Consider the following 17,880-nt stretch of genomic DNA (forward strand, 5'->3'; position numbering starts at 1 on the left):
CCAGACTTTCTTGAATGAATACTCATTCATTTTTGAGCCAAAAAATAAAGATATTGGCACATCGAATATCTCACATTACTTATACTATAACGGAATATTTATTTTTTTGCAATATTTTTGTAAGGGGTTTCAAAAATGATTTTATTTCATCGGATAAATTAGTAATCAGAACAGACTCACAGCAGCCTCTGAGATATTACATTCTCATCCTGTCACAGATCATTGGTTATTTATTGCAGGAAAGTTCCACTTTTTCTCTCAAACTTTATTGATTTTCAGACTGAATATATTCCTATAAAAACCGGGTTTCTTCTATATTAATATATGTTTTATTTGAGACACTCATAAAAGTCGTAATCATTCCTATTTACAAAAAGCGTCCCTTGCGATATGATAGATAAAGTACTTTTTATTATAAATTGTTACCATAAGAATGGAGGAATAAGATGACAACACCTGTTGTGTCCATGTCAAATATTAACTTCCATTATGGATCTCGTAAAGTCTTAGATAATATAAACTTTGAAATTCCCAATGGAGCTTTCATGGGACTAGTTGGCCCAAACGGCGGCGGAAAAACCACTTTAATCCGGCTGATCCTTGGCTTAGAAAAACCGGAAACGGGAGAAATAATGGTTTTTGGACAGCCTATTCAAAAACTAAGGAATAAAGATAGAATCGGCTTTGTCTCACAAAAAGCAAACTCATTTAATAAAGGGTTTCCTGCAACAGTATATGAAGTAGTTGCTTCCGGGCTCACTGCACAGCTTGGTTATTTCAGATTCATATCTAAAAAAGATAAGCAAAAAATTCATGAAGCTATTGCGCAGGTTGGTATGACAGAATATACGAAACAAAATATTGGAAACCTGTCTGGTGGCCAGCAGCAGCGAATCTTTATCGCAAGAGCCTTAGTCAGTGATCCTGAGCTGATCATTTTAGATGAGCCGACAGTAGGAATTGACTATGAAAATGTGAAAAGATTTTATGAGCTGCTTTACAAGCTGAACACAGAATACAAAAAAACATTATTGCTGGTAACGCACGATACAGGCACCATGACCCAGTATGCGACAGACATTGTTTGTTTAAATAAAACGATGCATTTTCATGGTAACCCTGATGAATATGCGTCACTTACGGAAGCAGACTTCTCGCAAATTTACGGTCACCCGGTAAGTCTGGTTACGCATTAATTCATAGTTGGAGGATAGACAATGCTTTTGGATTTTTTAACTTACCCCTTTTTAAGATATACTTTTCTTACAGGTATCTTAATTGGTATAATTGCCCCTTTATTAGGGACTTTTATCGTAGTGAGACGACAGTCATTAATAGCTGATGCCCTCTCACACGTCACTTTAGCCGGAATTTCCTTCGGGTTGATGGCTGAAAAAAAATATGGCTGGGTTATTTCCCCAATATATAGCGGAATGGTGTTTTCTGTGATCGGCTCGATTTTCATTGAAAAGCTGCGTACGGTATATAAAGCCTACCAGGAAATATCAATTCCAATTATTTTATCTGCCGGTGTAGGTCTCAGCGTTATTTTCATCTCTATTGCTGACGGATTTAACACAGATTTATTCAATTATTTGTTTGGATCTGTATCGGCAGTAACTATAAATGATTTTTATGTCATTTCAGGAGTTGCCGCCTTCGTTCTTGTTATTATCTGGCTCTTCTTTAAAGAATTATTTACCATGTCCTTTGATGAAGAACAGGCAACTATCGCCGGACTGCATGTGAAATGGATCAATATGCTGTTTATTATATTAACGGCACTGGTTATAGCTGCTTCTATCCGTATTGTGGGTGTATTACTTGTTTCAGCTTTAATGACCTTGCCGGTAGCAGCAAGTATGCGTATTGCTAAAGGATTTAAACAAATGATTTTCCTGTCAATCCTTTTTGGTGAAATTGCGGTTATATTTGGGATTATCTCAGGTTATTATTTAGACATTCCACCAGGCGGAACAATTGTTATGACATCGTTATTCATATTATTAGTCGCTATAGGAATTAAAAAAATAAGAAAATAAATGGAGGTTTTTTGATGAATCTTCAAGATGCAATCAATGTATTAAAAGAAAAAGGATATAAAACAACTGGAAAACGTAAGGATATCCTGGAATTCTTTGCTTCCGAGGATGGATACCGGCCTGCAAAGGATTTGATTGTTCATCTGGAAAACAAATATGGTACAATCAGCTTCGACACAATCTATCGTAATCTGCATTTATACCATGATTTAGGTATATTAGAAAAAACAGATTTAGAAGGTGAAAAGCATTTTCGGTTAAGCTGCAGTCATCACCACCATCATCATTTTATTTGTACGGACTGTGGAAAAACAAAAGAAATTGATATCTGCCCAATGGATACAGCCTCTGCAGAACTGACAAATTATGAAATTGATGACCATAAATTTGAGATTTATGGAAGATGCCCTGCTTGCCTGAATGCTTAAGAAATTTGTTTCCAACTGAATAATGACCTTTCAGCTGCAGGATTCGGTTCTATTGCTGAGGCTGGGACAAAAGCCAGTAAAAATAGAAAAAGTGACTTTCTACTATGATTTTAAGTAGGAAGTCACTTTTTTAATTTGATTAAAAAATGAAATAAACGTACAAAAAAAGGATACCTTCTGATAAAGTTAAAGTACCACTACAAAAACAGAATCGAGGTATCCTTATGTTTAAATATTATAACGTAAATCAAGTCGTTTTGCCATTAGATTTCGAGATGAAATTACAAGAAAATGATATTGCTTATACCATCCATGAATTTATCGAACAGATTCCAGAAGAAGCTTTCACCGGTTTTACCCGTCAAACAGGCTGTCCCGCCTATCACCCGCGTATGATGATGAAAATTATTTTATGTGCTTATACCCAGTCGGTGTTCTCTGGCCGAAAAATCGAAGCATTATTAAAAGATAGTGTGCGAATGATGTGGCTTGCGCAAGGATATGAGCCGAGTTACCGTACTATCAACCGTTTTCGTGTGAATCCAGAAGTAAAAGAACTATTGCGTCAGTGCTTCGTCCAATTTCGTTGTCAGCTGGTGGAAAAAGAGTTGATCGATGCGGAGGCTATCTTTATTGACGGGACCAAAATTGAAGCCAATGCCAATAAATTCACCTTTGTCTGGCGAAAATCGATCGAGCGTTATCAAACGAAACTTGTAGAGAAGTCCCATGCCCTCTATGAAGAATTAGTGGAAAAAGAAATTATTCCAGAAATCAACCGGGAAAACCCGGAAGCTCTATCGACGCAAGAACTTCAACAGATGGCAGCGAATTTGGATAAGTCAGTCCAAACGTATACGAAACAAATCGAATCGATTGAAAAAGCACAAGACCGAAAAGCCCTGCGTTCGGAACGAAAGCAGCCAAAACAAGCCTTAAAACAGGTGCACGATTTCATCTGTCGTCAAGAAAAATATGAAGAAGCCTTGGAGATTTTAGAAGAACGTAACAGCTATTCCAAGACGGATCACGACGCAACCTTTATGCGATTGAAAGATGACCATATGAAGAACGGACAGTTGAAAGCTGCTTATAATGTGCAATTGGCAACAGAAGGACGTTACGCATTAGCCTATGATATTTTTCCGAACCCTACCGATACACGAACGCTGATTCCTTTTTTAGATCGTATTGAAAAGGATTATTTTGCGTTGCCTGATGTCCTCGTAGCTGATGCGGCTTATGGAAGTGAACAGAATATAGAAGATGTCACCCTGAACCGGTTACGAACTGCCTTGATTACCTATAGTATGTACCGCAAAGAGAAGAAGAAAAAATATAAAAATAATCCCTTTAACACCGCTAACTGGGATTATGATGCCGAAATAGATGCCTTTACTTGTCCAAATGGTCAAGCTGTTACTTATCGCTATGACTCCAAACGCACAGACAAGTATGGTTACCAGCGACAATTTAAGGTCTATGAATGTGAAGATTGTACAGGCTGTCCTTTGCGAGAGCAATGTACCAAGGCAAAGGAAGGTAACCATCGGAAAATATTTTATAATGAAAAATGGGAAGCACAAAAGAAAATGATACGAGAACAGCTTTCAGATGAAGAAATGGGCAAGCTTTACGGAAAACGTAAGATAGATGTGGAGCCTTTCTTTGGATTTTTGAAGGCTAATTTGGGTTTCACTCGTTTCTCTGTACGAGGAAAATCCAAAGTGGATAATGAATTGGGATTCGCCTTAATGGCAGTGAATCTGAGAAGATACACTGCCTCTAGCTGCTTTTTTATGTATCTACTTATAAATGATTTCAAAAAAGATGGATTTCACATCAAAACCCAATGTGAAATCCATCTTTTCATTATTTTTGGCTAGTTATGTCCCAGCCTCTTTTAATTTATGTCTCCAAATATATCAATTTTATATACTGCAAAAAAATTTGGGGAATTGTGTTTCTTTATATCGAAAAGTTATGTATACTACCTTTAGAACGTTTAAAATAGGAGCAGAGTAATATGCGTAAAAGTAGCAAATTTCGATTATTTTTATTATTTATTGCAGGAATTGTTTTTGTTGTATTTGTTTTCATTATGCAAAGACAATTCAACAATCCTGAGTTCGACTATCAAAATGAAGTCGCAGGAGTAAGTCAGTCCGGACAGGAAGAAAAAACAGAGGATACTGACAAAGCTGATGAGGAAGCAGATACAGATGATGAATCTAAGGAAGAGGCAGAAGAAGCTGATGAAGATACTGACAATTCCACTGGAGAGGATTTTCAGGTTACAGCAGATTTATTAAATATCCGCAGTGGACCCAGTGCAGATAGTGAAGTAGTAGCAACACTGGTTACAGGAGATATTGTTCAAGTTATCGGTGAAGAAGATGAGTATGAATGGGTTGAGGTCACTTATCAAGATGTCACCGGCTACGCCAATGCTGGATACTTAGAACCGGCTGAGTGATAAGAGTAAAGCTTTTTATCAGCAAAATGACATCCTCATAGAAAAACCGAACTTTTTTCCTTCTTCATCTGATTGATGAATAGGAAGTTAAAGTTCGGTTTTTTATTAATGGAATTCACAGCTGCCTTTCATAAAACAGAGTGAAGCTATGGCTCATGGAGAATGCCACGTGATAAGCCGGCTTCACCTGTTTAATCCAGCACTTTTTCTAAAATTTTACTTTCTCTATGATCCAGCATATTTTTTAAGATAACATCTTCCACGTCCTTATTCATTTCTGTTTCCAGTGTTTTGGACGCCGGTGCTTCACCAACAATGAAAATTCGTTGCCATTCCCGGTCTTTGGCCTGCTTGTCCAGCTTAGGAGCGATACTTTTATACCACCGATATTGATTTGCTTCATAACGATCGTTGAACAGGTCTCTTTGTATGTTACTCGATCCCATACCTTGTTTCGCTCTGCCATGACGCGGTCCCTGTTTTACCTTCCATGTGTCCTCTTCCACATCTAATTCGTATTCTGCTGTATCTTCAACCTGATTTAAATTTGTATCAATCAGCTTAACTTGATCTTGCTGAACAAGAATAATACCTGTTCTCGGGTATTTCTCTGACAGTGTATTTAATTGATCCAACACAGGACTTTCCTGCCATTCAAATTCATTTTCCAAGCGCATCTGAACACGCTCAGCAAACCAGACCTCCTCGTCTGCTGATGCTACGATAATAACTCCCTTCATTACATTTCTTTCAATTTCATCCATAAATTTCTTTACTTTTTTCTTTATTTTTTTGTAGTTTGCAAGCTCTTCTTCATTATTTCCTTCTTTTAAATAATGTTCAAAGTTATTCAATCCATTTTTAAGGTGGATTTTCCATTCTCCGCCTTGCTGATCTGGGTCGCTTAAATCTGTATTGAGGTACATTGTAAATATCTTATTTGCTCCAGATCCTCTTACATTATCTAAATCTTTTACAATATCTTGAATGTCTTTCATTATATATAAGCCCTCCTCCAAAATCAGTATATATTTAGTATGTAACCTAAATATTAAGAATTTAAACTTCAATAACATACAAGCTTGATAATAAAAGATTTTTATACAAAAAAACCGAACCTCTTCTGAATCCATTTTGCTTTACTAGACTCAGGTTTGTTCGGTTTTTTTATGTTTTCTATTTTTTAATTACTTTAAAATAAGCTTTTATTCTATCTCAGATTCTTCCTCAGAAATCTTTGTTATTTTCACTCTCTTAATCTGATACCCATCCTTTTCAACAAGAACAAATTCATACCCTTCGAACTCCATTACAGTCCCTACCTCCGCTTCGAGGTTGTGGGTAAAAAACCAGCCGCCGATAGTATCTACTTCATCATCTTCCAAAGTAATACCCAGCTTCTGATTAATATCATCCAGGCTGACCCGGCCAGCAACTAAATAAGTTGTTTCGTCAATTGTTTCAAAGTCGGGTACTTCATCTTCATCAAATTCATCCCGGATATCTCCAACGATTTCCTCCAGAATATCCTCAACAGTAACTAACCCTGCTGTGCCGCCATATTCATCATTTACAATAGCCATATGAATTCGTTCCTTTTGCATTTTTAAAAGGAGCTGGCGAATTGGTGTTGCTTCGGATACATGAATAATCGGACGGATATAATCTTCAATTGTCGCAGGTTCATTATTGCTCAGCTTTCCAGTAAATACTTCTTTTAAGTTTACCAGACCGATAATATTATCCTTATCTTCATCGGCAACCGGATAACGGGTGAATTGACCTTTGTGAATGATCTCAATATTTTCTTCAAAACTATCTTCCGTCGAAAAATAGACCATTTCTGTTCTTGGTGTCATAATTTCTCTGGCTACTCGTTCATCAAATTCAAATATGTTATTTACATACATCATCTCTGATTGATTAATTTCACCACTTTTATAGCTGTCAGCTAAAATTAAACGTAATTCTTCTTCGGTATGCGTCTCCTCATGTCCACTCATCGGTTTTAATCCGACTGCCCTGGTTAATAATCGTGCTGATCCATTTAATAACCATATAAATGGAAATAACAGGCGATAGAACCAAGTCAGTGGCCATGCGACAGCTAACGTTACCTGCTCTGCTTTTTGAATTGCTAATGTCTTTGGAGCAAGCTCCCCGACAACTACGTGCAAGAATGTTGCAATCAGGAATGAAATTAAAATGGAAAGCGTCGTAACCAGACCTGTTCCAATATTAAATTCCTCCAAAAGTGGATGTAGCATTCTTTCAAATGTCGGCTCTGCTAAACGCCCAATTCCGAGTGCTGTAATTGTAATCCCCAGTTGACAAGCAGATAGATACTCATCAAGATGTGTAACGACCTTTTTAGCTGCAGCAGCCGATCCTTTTCCAGCCGCAATATGCGGCTCCAGCTGAGTACTTCGAATTTTTACAATAGCAAACTCTGACATAACAAAAAAAGCAGTTAATGCGATTAAAATAGCAACCGCAAATAAATTTATGATGGTCGATATGTCCAATTAAGATCCTTGTGCAAGGATGCACAAGGATTTCACCTCCTGAAAATTTAAAGATTATTTATTAGATTTGTGTTCAAAAAGTAAGATGTAAAACGCTAAGATACTCTTCTACGAATGTCATTTGTTTTACTTTTTGAATCCCCTCTTTTAGTTTGTTATAAAGGTTCCCCTTATAACATTTTTTCCTTCGCACGCCGATGATCCAAATGATCAGGCTGCTTAAATATTGCCATATGATTATTATAAATACAATTCCGCATTACCTTCCCATCGAATCACCCTTTCTCCTATCTTTATTATAATAGATAAAGGCATAATATGTCTACTTGACTATCGAAGTATACCAAACAAACTTGCAGTCGGAAAAATAAGCCAGCTGTCATTATAACGACAGCTGGCTTATTTTCACTTTATCTTATAAATTAACCCTTGGTTTTATCCTTTTCCTCTCTCTGCAGAATTTTAATAAAAGAGATCATCAATATAATGATAATAACCACAAATGGCAATGCAGATGTAAGAGATGCAGTCTGCAGGGCTTCCAGTCCTCCTGCAACTAAAAGAACAACTGCAATAGCTGTAATTAACCCTCCCCAAATAAATTTTGTAATTAGTGACGGGTTCAAACTCCCTCTAGATGTCATGCTTCCTAAAATATAGGTTGCGGAATCCGCTGAGGTAACAAGGAATGTAAAAATCAGAATAATTGCCATAAGAGAAGTGATTGTACTTAGCGGTAAGGTACCAAATGTCTCAAATAATGCCACAGCTAAATCGTTATCTACTGCTTCAGCAATCATGGTTCCATTTCTTAAATCACTATATAAGCTTGTTCCTCCAAATACAGCAATCCATATACAAGCAATGGCGGGAGAAGTCACAAGAACACCAAAGATATACTGGCGGATTGTACGCCCTCTTGATACGCGTGCTACAAACGCACCAACAAATGGGGACCATGAAATCGCCCAGGCCCAATAGAAAATAGTCCATTCCGTCACCCAATTGTCTCCAGTATATGGAGTTAAACGTAAGCTATATCCGACAAAATTCGTTAAATAATCTCCTAACCCTAATACAAATGTTTCTAAAATAAATACCGTTGGTCCTGCTAGAAAAACAAAGACAAGCAGAATTAAACAAAATGATAGATTAATAGTACTTAGCCATTTCATTCCTCGATTCACACCACTGATAGATGATCCCAAATACACCAGCAGCATAGCGAACGCTATTATAATTTGCATCCATACACCGTCAGGCAGCTCAAAAACAGATGATAAACCGCCACTCATTTGCATAATTCCTAATCCTAGAGAAGTCGCTACTCCCATAACAGTAGCAATTACCGCAAGTGAATTAATAGAGGTGGCTGCAAGTGGATTATTTCCTACGACAGGTTTTACGGCTGTTGAAATTAATCCATCTTTACCTTTACGAAATTGCAGATAGGCAATAACAAGTCCGACTAATGCAAAAACAGACCATTGGCTAATTCCCCAGTTAAAAAAAGCATATCCCATAGCCACTCTTGCAGCTTCTTCCGTCTGGGGTTCTAAGCCTGGAAACGGAGTGTCAAAAAAGTGGCTCATCGGTTCTGCTACACCCCAAAATACCAGTCCTGAACCAAAACCTGTAGAAAACAGCATCCCTATCCAGGGAAAGAAACCAAATTCAGGCTTTGAATTTTTTGGACCTAATCTCATCTTGCCATACTTACTAATAGATACACCTATTAGAAAAATGACAAATACAAAGACAGATAAAAGGTAAAACCATCCAAAATTCTGTGTTGTAAAATCAAATAATCTTGTTGCTACACTTTGAAAACCTGTTGGATTAACCGCGCCGATAATAACCAAGGCTAAAATCACAGATGCAGATATAAAAAATACAGGATTTAAAAAGCTTTTTCTATTTTTTCTCATACATCGATCCTTTCTATGTTTATTTACGGGGAAGGATATATGTTACTATTCCCAATAACTAAGAAGGTAAACTATATTATTTTTACAATGCAATCATTTTGATGAGACTGATAATAGAAGTTCTTTCATTAGATAGGGTCGAGGAATATAATTGGCTACTCTGTCAAACAAATAATTACATAAATAAAGTAAAGGATATTTTTAAGTAAGCATCTTTATCTGTCCTAATAACATCAAAACAGTCTTATTTCACTTTATATACAGAATTTATTGTACTAAAATACTTCTGATTTAAAACGTTTTATTCTATATTAATCGGGTATATATAAATATCAATTCATTTCCAGAAAAATGATTACTATAATACCAGAGTATCAGACAAGAATTGACATGGTTATAGCAGTACTCACAAAATAAAAAAGCCCTCACACGAAGCATTTCTTCATGTAAGGACTCTTGGGTAATATGACTGATTATTATTGTACGCGACGTACTGTTCCGCTGAATTGGCCGCCCCAGTAGCTTCCTGGTGACATATCAGCAACCGCAACACCTGTGCTGCTTTGAGAACCAATAAACTTGTTGTTTCCTAGATAGATACCAACATGACCATTTGTTCCATTTGTATTAAAGAATACTAAATCTCCAGGCTGTTTACTACCTGAATCAACAGCTTTTCCAGTGCCAACTAATGCACCAGTGTAAGATGGGATGGAGTATCCAGCTTGAGCGAATGCCCAAGATACAAATCCAGAGCAATCAAATCCTGTGCTCGGGCTTTTTCCTCCCCAAACATATTGGTTTTGATAAGTTTGGCCTTGCGCAGCGCTAAGTACTGCACTGATTCCAGAACCTGTAGATGGAGCAGATTCTTCTTTTGGCTCTTCTTTCTTCTCAGGTTTTTTTGGTGCTTGAGTTTGAGCTTGGTTAGACTCACTTGATCCGCCATTAGAACCTGATTCAGTTGTGCTGGAAGAATTATCACTATTTCCAGAGTTATTATTATCATTGTTATTAGTATCTTCATTATTTGAAGCTGCTTCTTCCTGACTGGCAGGAGCTTCTTCTTGTTCAGCCGGTTCTTCAGCTGATTCCTCACTAGACTCATTTTCAGTATTGCTTTCTTCTTCACTGCTATCTTCGTTTGAACCTACACTGGCACTTGCTACTAATGTTTCCGGTGCTGGAGCAGTTGCAACTTCTAAACGGTCAGCTACATCTTGCTCAATTGCAGCTAAGCGGGAATCTTCAATTTGTAAATCATCAATAAGTGCTGTCAACTCATTTTCTTTATCCTTTAAAGAAGACTCTTTATCCTCAGCAGCATCTTTTTGTTCTGTAATAGTATTATTAATACCTGTTAAATCTGTTTTTAATTGATTTAATTCATCAAGCTTCGACTCAACAGTTTCCTGTTTATCAGCTACTGCTTGTTTGTCTTCTTCCTGCTGTTCAAGTAAAGCTAAATCAGAATCAGTAATTTTATTTACTGCAGAAACACGTCCTACAAAATCACTGAAATCCTGTGCTCCAAACAATACTTCAAGATAGCTGATATCTCCACCGTTTTGCTGTAGAGATACTGCACGTTCTTTCAAAATCTCCGTACGTTTTTCAATTGCTTCTTCTAATTCACCAATTTCAGCTTCCAATTCACTGATTTCAGCTTCAGTTGTAGAAATCCCGTCTTCTGTTTCATCCAGCTTTTGCTGATTTTTTTCAAGAGCTGAATTTAAATCATCAATTTCCTGCTGTAAATTTTGTAGGTCAACTAGAACATCAGCTACTTCGTTTTCTGCATCTGATAGATTAGCTTGTACAGAATCACGATCTTCCTGTACTTGAGATTGCCGATTTTCTAAATCCTCTACTGATTCTGCCTTTACTGGACCTGAAAAAAATACACTACTTAATCCTACTACGGAAGCCGCAGTCAATGTCATTACTGTCTTTTTCAACTCATATTCCCCGCTTTCAAATTTTACACCGCAAATCTATTATCTATGTATTTTGTGCCGATTATCTGCGATTCTTTTATTTTTATATTCATATTATTTTCTTCATTTATTTAATAACTTTGTAAATCTTATCATAAGAAAATGTCATGCATATTATAGAAATATTACATTTATATTTCAATAACGACAAATCCATTTAAAAATCGGCATAGATTGTACGTCGTTCCCCATCTGTCAGCATTCATATTCTAGTAAATTTGTATTGGATTTATTTTATTTTCCCGAAAAATATACTATATGCATATTCTTTCGTCATTTAATTCACATAAAAATGATACAATACAATGAATGAAAGATTATACTAGTTCTTTTTTTACAGATTATTATTTGATAAAAAGTAGGGATTTAAGTGAAAGTACAAACAATTATTGGAAATAGAGTAATTAAAACCGGTATCGCTGTATTTTTCACAGCACTTATTTGTAATTGGTTTGATTTCCCGCCAACATTTGCCGTTATCACCGCAATTGTTACCATTGAACCAACTGTTACAGATTCTATAAAAAAAGGGCTTGTCCGTTTCCCCGCTTCGGCAATCGGTGCTGCTTATGCCGTAATATTTCTGTCTTTACTCGGCAATTCACCTTTTACTTACATGTTAGCCGCAGTTCTGACTATATTTACTTGTTTCCGGTTAAACCTTCATGCTGGATTGTTAGTTGCAACCTTAACGGCTATTGCCATGATTGAAATAGTAGAAGACAGCTATTTTTTAAGCTTTCTTATTCGATTAGCAACAACAACCATTGGGTTATCTGTTTCTACGCTGGTAAATATGTTTGTTTTTCCGCCAAATTACCATCATTCAATCCATAAACAAACAGAATCTATCCGTGAAAAATTAAGTAATCATATGAAACGATGTTATTATGAATTGATTTTTACAAAAATGCCATTAGATATGGGTATGAATAAAAAGGTAGGCGCTGTGTATAAAGAGCTTGAAAATGCAGTATTACTTTCACTCTACCAAAAGAATGATTTAAAATACCACCGTATTCTGGAAAAACGCGAGAGTGAATTGACCCGCTTAAGAAGACAGATTCATTATCTGCGAACAATTCAATACCATGTAACTAATATTGCGGAGCAACCATCAAAAGAATTTGAATGGAGTACACAAAAACAAAAATATGTGTTTGAAAATGTATGCTATTTTGCTAATGTGCTTTCAGGAAAGATAACCTTTGAGGAAGAAGGATGGAAGAAAAAACGGGCACAGCTTCACAAAATATTTCAAGACACCTTAAGATCAGCTCAATTAGACAGCCCAGAAAAATTACCGATAGAATTAGTTGCTATATATGAATTGATTTCTATTGTAGAAATTATAGAGGACTATTTTACGATGGAATAATATTTAACATCTTTGAAAAAGAAGCAAGCCTGGTTTAAAAACTTTGCTTCTTTTTCTATCAAACTATTAAATATCCGTAATTAAACAGGAGGGCGAAACTGTTATTATAGATTCAGGAGACGTGGGCAGTTTTAATAGCGGGTCATTTCCTCTCCGCTTATCTTTTAAATCCCTTCTGAACATTCTCTTTATGCTGTATTTAAAATTAAAATAAATCTTTCATATTCTCTTCTTCTATTTGCATTTTCAGTGCTGCCACTTCTTTATCAGACAATCCTGTTACATTTTGGACAAACAAACTATCCATCCCCTGTGCAAATAAATTACGTGCAACGACATTCCCGTAACGGATAATTATTTTGGCCGCCTCACGATTCGCAAGCAAAGATTTTTCCTCTGCTTCCAGTTTCTTTATTTTTTCTTCTGTTGCCTTTAATTTATACTGTTCATACTGCCTTTTCAATTTATTGTACTTTTTCTCTGCAAGCTCAGCCCTTTCTTCGGCTGCTTTTCTTTTTTGTCTTAAAATTTCTATCTCTTGTAATAATTGCTGCTTTCTTGATTGCTGATTTCTGTCTTTGTGTGCTAATCGCTCATCCTCTGCGCTGCTGATATCTCTCCATGCTTGCATAGCCGCCTCTATATCCTTATCAGTCTTTGCAATTTTCTCTAACTCTCTATAAATATCAAGGTAAAAATAATTTTTATTATCGTCAACCGCCGCAAGTAGTAATAACCATCTGGCCAAATTATTCTCTTCAGGATCTAACTGTCCTTCCTTCCAGCTGCGAATCAGTTTTGGGATCTCTACAAATTGTGTTTCCTGCATATTGGTTAAGGCAATTTTTTCTTCTTTTTCCGACAGCCTGAATACGCTGTAAAATTCTTCACTTTCATGGAATAATTCAAAATTCATAATGCTTATGGTAATAACAGGATGTTGTTCATTCAATTCTGAATCTGTTTCAAATTGACGGCAATATATTTTTGACCAAAAATATAGGGATTGCTCCTCCACGGCGTCCTTATTCGGAAAAAGAATCTCTACATAAATCGATTCTTTATCTTCTGTTTCAACCAGCATTGTAAAATGTGATTTTTCACCTCCAGCTGCTTCCCACCATGGAAATTTAAAATCATAAATCTTTGCTCTTTCGAGTTTGATAAAAAAAGCATTTAAAAAGGCAATCATAATTTTTTTATTACGTTCATCACCAAAAAGCCTTCGAAAGGTATAACCGGCCTTTAAGTCCAGTAGATGGCAGGACTCTTCTTTAGAAACAGCATTCTTATACACTTCTCCGTTTTCGCATATTTGAGGAAATAATGTTGTTGCTTTCCGAGGATAAATCATGGAAACACATCCTTATGTTTTAGTAGAGGACTTACCAAGAAGATAATCTAAATACAGTTAACCAAACGTACGTTCTTTTGTCAATGAATTTTTTTCATCAAAAAACTGCAGGAACAGGGGCTCCTACAGTTTTTCTTTCTTTCTCTTCCTAATATACCAAATAATGCAAAGTATTAATCCTGCAATGATTAAAGCATATACAACATTAGAATAGACATCCATAAATCCAGCAACATGATGCCAATTTTCTCCCAGAACTGCTCCAATACCGATTAAAATACTATTCCAAATAATAGAACCGATGGCTGTTAAAAGAATAAAAATCCCGAAATTCATTCTTCCCATACCAGCTGGAATGGATATCAAACTCCTTAAAAGCGGGACCATCCGACAAAAAAATACTGTCCAATAGCCATATTTATCAAACCATTCATCTGCTTTATAAATATCTGACCTTTTTAAGCGCAATATATGTCCATATCGGTCAACTATTTTCTCCAGCCGCCCAACATCTAATATCATACCTATACAATATAGGAGCATTGCACCAATAAGAGCCCCCAAAGTAGCTGCAGATAGTACACCTATATAGGTTAATGTGCTGGAGGTTGTCATGAACCCTCCAAAAGGAAGGATAATTTCAGATGGTATCGGCGGAAATAAATTCTCTAAAGTCATCATCAGGAAAATTCCTAAATAGCCAAATTGCTCCATAATGGATGTAACCCACTGTCCCATAATATCCTCCATATAAGCTTGTCTTCTTCATTAAAATATATTCTATCATGTGACTGGCTATGATTTTTATTTCATTTTAAATACAAGTGTTAAGTTTTTAGGGTCAGCAATAAAAACATCCTGGTTAAGTAACAAATTAATTCATAATGGATGCCAGTTTCTTGTATGAGTATTTCCTTGCTTCATAGGTCGGTGCCATTGTAAGCACCATCATTTCTTCACATTGATAAGCTTCCTGTAATGCAGCCAGCTTTTCCTGAACGAGTGTTATATCGCCGATAATCTGTTTATCAGCAAATTTTGCCTGCTCATCCTGGTCTATCTGCGGGGACGAAGCTTGCTCTTCTCTTCTGCGTCTTGTTTCTTCTGCTAACTCTATTGCCTCCTTTTCCGTTTCTGCACAAAGAACGGATACAGCAACAATAGCAGATGGTTTCTCTGCTTGTCTCAGATAGCCGGCAACAATTTCCGGGCCATTATCCGCTCCCATAAAATGGCCAAATACGTATGGGAGTTTTTTAGTGACAGCAAGCTGAGCACTTCTCTGGCTGGTACCTAAGAGCCAGGGCTGCGGCTGAACTTCTGGTACAGGTGTAGCTGTCACCCTTGAATAAAGATGCTCTGGCGCAAAATCCTCTTGCAGGAAATGAAGCAGCTCATCAATATAATCAGGCATTGCTTTAACCTTCTCTAAAAAGTTGCCTGCCAGGGCAATAGATGCTTCTGCTGACCCGCCTGGAGCCCGTCCCAATCCTAAATCTACCCTGCTTGGATACAGTGCAGCCAGCATCCGGTAGCGTTCTGCAATATTATATGGACGATAATTCGGTAAGAGTACAGCTCCTGAACCGATTCGAATCCGCTCTGTTCTGCTTCCGATAATTCCTAATAAAATATCCGGAGCAGGGCTTGCTAACACAGGTGTATCGTGATGCTCCGCAATCCAATACCGTTCATATCCCAAATTGTCGGCCAGGACAGCCAATTCAATACTTTCTTCCAAAGCCTGCTTTCCATCAGCATCTGCAAATAGAGGAGATTGATCTAAAATACTCAGTTTCATTGTTCTTCCTCACCTTTCTGCTCTAATTGATCTACCAGCTTCTCAGCTGCACGGCGGTAAAAATTACTCATTCCGGTCAAACTTGTGATCAGCAAAAGCTGCTGTAAGTAATCATCGTTCACTATATCTTTATCTAATTCTGTTTCAAATATTTCTTCCTGTTCTGCTATATACTCTTTAAAATGAGCAACATTTCTATCCATTAAATAAACATAATTATTATAAAAGCCCTCCAGATCAAAATCGTCATGCTGCATTCTTTGATTTACCTCTTCAAATGTTTTCCCGATATCTTTAATAGATAAAACACTTTTCATTTGATAAATCATACTGATCAGCAGCAGATGCTCTTTCGAATACTTTTTATTTTTTATGGGAAAGAATAATTTAGCCTTTGCATAATTATTAATCATCGTTTTTGTTAATACTTTATCCTCCTCGTAGCGCTTTGCAGAAGAAAATTTGCTTTCAAAAAGCTGAATGACCTGATCCATATATAAATCTAAATCAGGTATTTCCTTTGAATTTAACTGGTTTTCCAAATGAAGTCCTTCTAATTCCTTTTTTATATTCATAAGCTGTCCTTCCTTCTTCGGTTTTCCTGTCTTTTTTTACTGTATATTAATCAATTCATGTATTTATTTTAGTGTTTCTACATTTTATTATAGGGAACTCTATTCAAAAATCAAATGTTGACTACTTGATGAAATAGGTATATATTTATTACATAGTATTTGAAACTACATATGTGATTGGAGATGTTTTATTTGAATAAATTTATTAGGGAACCGATGAATGCCTTTACCCATTTTATCGGGATTATCTTATCAATCATTGGACTAATACTACTTGTTGTAAAAGCAGCACGGGTAGGTACACCTTTAGATGTCGGTGCTGTCGCTGCATTTGGTATTAGTTTAATTTTGTTATATACTGCTTCAACTGTTTATCATTCTGTTATTGCCGGGCCAAAAACAATTGCCTTTTTTAGAAGATTGGATCACTCCATGATATATGTGCTCATTGCTGGTACATATGTCCCGCTCTGTCTTATCGCCTTACATGGAACAATCGGCTGGGTATTATTTTGGGTGATTAGCGGTTTAGCTCTGCTGGGCGTCTTATTTAAATTAATCTGGTTCCATTCGCCACGGTGGCTATCTACCCTCCTATACGTCTTAATGGGATGGGTTGCCATATTTTATAGCGGCTCGCTCGCACCAATAATTGGGAATGGCGGATTAACCTACCTGATTGTTGGGGGAATATTCTATACCGTGGGGGCAATTATTTACTGGTTAAAACCAGAATTCCTGCGTTCCCGTTATTTTGGCTTCCATGAGATATTTCATATTTTCATTCTGCTCGGAAGTATTTTTCACTTCTTATGTGTTTATCTGTATGTTATTTAAATCTAAGTATATCTAAAAAAACCTCGAATTCACTAAAAATGAACGAATTCGAGGTTTTTGCTTTCTATCTCAGGAAAAAATTTAAAATAGTTTACTCCATGATACTACCTTTGGCATAAAAGAGAATGCTCTTTTTTACTATCTAAAAAATGTTTAAAAACCTAATATGAATGCTATTTTGTATTTAGAAAAAGGAAATTTACCAGCGGAAAATCAATTTATACAGCCATTTTTCACGAAAGAAACCCTATTTTACCATTTTGCTTCTCTACCCTAAGTCTATATGATTAGAATCAAATTTATTATTACTTGGGGATGTAGTAAAATAATGCTAACAACAGTAAAAGAAAATATAAACAGTTACCATACGATCAACACAGATTATGATAGGCTGTGGAAAAACTTAATCGAAGAACTATTTCAAGAATTCATACAATTTTTCACACCGGACCTTTACTCAGAAATTGATTTTGCTAAAGAGGCAGATAACTAGTACGTTGAGCTTTTTCAGTTTGTTATCAATTCAAGAAAAGGAAGAA

At 36.3% G+C, this 17,880-nt stretch carries 16 protein-coding genes; 8 read left to right on the top strand and 8 right to left on the bottom strand.

From position 1 onward, the window contains the following. Nucleotides 1-446 precede the first annotated feature (446 nt). From MHH51_RS16975 to MHH51_RS16995, 5 genes are all read left to right on the top strand, one after another. Nucleotides 447-1,196: a metal ABC transporter ATP-binding protein gene (locus MHH51_RS16975; protein ID WP_077602036.1), complete on the top strand. Its 750-nt coding sequence runs from the start codon at nucleotides 447-449 to the stop codon at nucleotides 1,194-1,196. A gap of 21 nt (nucleotides 1,197-1,217) precedes the next feature. After that, the gene (locus MHH51_RS16980; RefSeq protein WP_077602035.1) at nucleotides 1,218-2,042 is read left to right on the top strand and encodes a metal ABC transporter permease; all 825 of its coding nucleotides are present in this window, start codon (nucleotides 1,218-1,220) and stop codon (nucleotides 2,040-2,042) included. Nucleotides 2,043-2,056: 14 nt separating this feature from the next. Beyond that, a complete protein-coding gene (locus MHH51_RS16985) occupies nucleotides 2,057-2,470 on the top strand; it encodes a Fur family transcriptional regulator (RefSeq protein WP_077602034.1) in 414 nt (137 codons plus the stop codon). 224 nt (nucleotides 2,471-2,694) lie between these two features. Next, on the top strand, nucleotides 2,695-4,356 hold the full coding sequence (locus tag MHH51_RS16990) for an IS1182 family transposase (protein ID WP_339282580.1): 1,662 nt from the start codon (nucleotides 2,695-2,697) through the stop codon (nucleotides 4,354-4,356). A gap of 140 nt (nucleotides 4,357-4,496) precedes the next feature. Further along, nucleotides 4,497-4,946, top strand: a complete 450-nt coding sequence (locus MHH51_RS16995; protein WP_156984836.1) for an SH3 domain-containing protein — start codon at nucleotides 4,497-4,499, stop codon at nucleotides 4,944-4,946. Between the two features lie 191 nt (nucleotides 4,947-5,137). On the opposite strand, the gene MHH51_RS17000 is transcribed toward MHH51_RS16995, so the two are convergent. From MHH51_RS17000 to MHH51_RS17015, 4 genes are all read right to left on the bottom strand, one after another. Then, on the bottom strand, nucleotides 5,138-5,944 hold the full coding sequence (locus MHH51_RS17000) for a VLRF1 family aeRF1-type release factor (protein WP_339282581.1): 807 nt from the start codon (nucleotides 5,942-5,944) through the stop codon (nucleotides 5,138-5,140). Nucleotides 5,945-6,151: 207 nt separating this feature from the next. Continuing rightward, nucleotides 6,152-7,471, bottom strand: a complete 1,320-nt coding sequence (locus MHH51_RS17005; protein ID WP_147210329.1) for a hemolysin family protein — start codon at nucleotides 7,469-7,471, stop codon at nucleotides 6,152-6,154. Nucleotides 7,472-7,893: 422 nt separating this feature from the next. Further along, on the bottom strand, nucleotides 7,894-9,399 hold the full coding sequence (locus tag MHH51_RS17010; protein ID WP_339282582.1) for a BCCT family transporter: 1,506 nt from the start codon (nucleotides 9,397-9,399) through the stop codon (nucleotides 7,894-7,896). A 476-nt stretch (nucleotides 9,400-9,875) separates the two neighbouring features. Further along, complete coding sequence (locus tag MHH51_RS17015; RefSeq protein ID WP_156984839.1) at nucleotides 9,876-11,357, bottom strand: C40 family peptidase; 1,482 nt, start codon at nucleotides 11,355-11,357, stop codon at nucleotides 9,876-9,878. 409 nt (nucleotides 11,358-11,766) lie between these two features. On the opposite strand from MHH51_RS17015, the gene MHH51_RS17020 reads away from it, so the two are divergent. Next, nucleotides 11,767-12,774 carry an aromatic acid exporter family protein gene (locus MHH51_RS17020; RefSeq protein WP_339282583.1) on the top strand — a complete coding sequence of 336 codons (1,008 nt, stop codon included), beginning with the start codon at nucleotides 11,767-11,769 and terminating at the stop codon, nucleotides 12,772-12,774. A 205-nt stretch (nucleotides 12,775-12,979) separates the two neighbouring features. On the opposite strand, the gene MHH51_RS17025 is transcribed toward MHH51_RS17020, so the two are convergent. The 4 genes from MHH51_RS17025 to MHH51_RS17040 form a co-directional block, all read right to left on the bottom strand. Then, nucleotides 12,980-14,128 (bottom strand): Rpn family recombination-promoting nuclease/putative transposase, encoded by a 1,149-nt coding sequence (locus tag MHH51_RS17025; protein ID WP_339282584.1) that lies wholly within the window; start codon nucleotides 14,126-14,128, stop codon nucleotides 12,980-12,982. 123 nt (nucleotides 14,129-14,251) lie between these two features. Continuing rightward, nucleotides 14,252-14,866 (bottom strand): DedA family protein, encoded by a 615-nt coding sequence (locus tag MHH51_RS17030; RefSeq protein WP_147210323.1) that lies wholly within the window; start codon nucleotides 14,864-14,866, stop codon nucleotides 14,252-14,254. A gap of 136 nt (nucleotides 14,867-15,002) precedes the next feature. Then, entirely contained in the window at nucleotides 15,003-15,929 is a 927-nt protein-coding gene (locus MHH51_RS17035) for an MsnO8 family LLM class oxidoreductase (RefSeq protein WP_156984842.1), read from the bottom strand. Next, entirely contained in the window at nucleotides 15,926-16,504 is a 579-nt protein-coding gene (locus tag MHH51_RS17040; RefSeq protein WP_147210321.1) for a DUF1836 domain-containing protein, read from the bottom strand. Before MHH51_RS17040 ends, MHH51_RS17035 begins: the two co-directional genes overlap by 4 nt. A 192-nt stretch (nucleotides 16,505-16,696) precedes the next feature. Here MHH51_RS17040 and MHH51_RS17045 point away from each other — a divergent pair, with 192 nt between their 5' ends. Further along, nucleotides 16,697-17,341: a hemolysin III family protein gene (locus MHH51_RS17045; protein ID WP_147210320.1), complete on the top strand. Its 645-nt coding sequence runs from the start codon at nucleotides 16,697-16,699 to the stop codon at nucleotides 17,339-17,341. Between the two features lie 328 nt (nucleotides 17,342-17,669). Then, entirely contained in the window at nucleotides 17,670-17,834 is a 165-nt protein-coding gene (locus tag MHH51_RS17050) for a hypothetical protein (RefSeq protein ID WP_339282585.1), read from the top strand. Nucleotides 17,835-17,880: the final 46 nt, after the last annotated feature.

Origin of the sequence: Oceanobacillus sp. FSL K6-3682, assembly GCF_037976165.1 — a bacterium.
GTDB lineage: Bacteria > Bacillota > Bacilli > Bacillales > Amphibacillaceae > Oceanobacillus > Oceanobacillus sojae.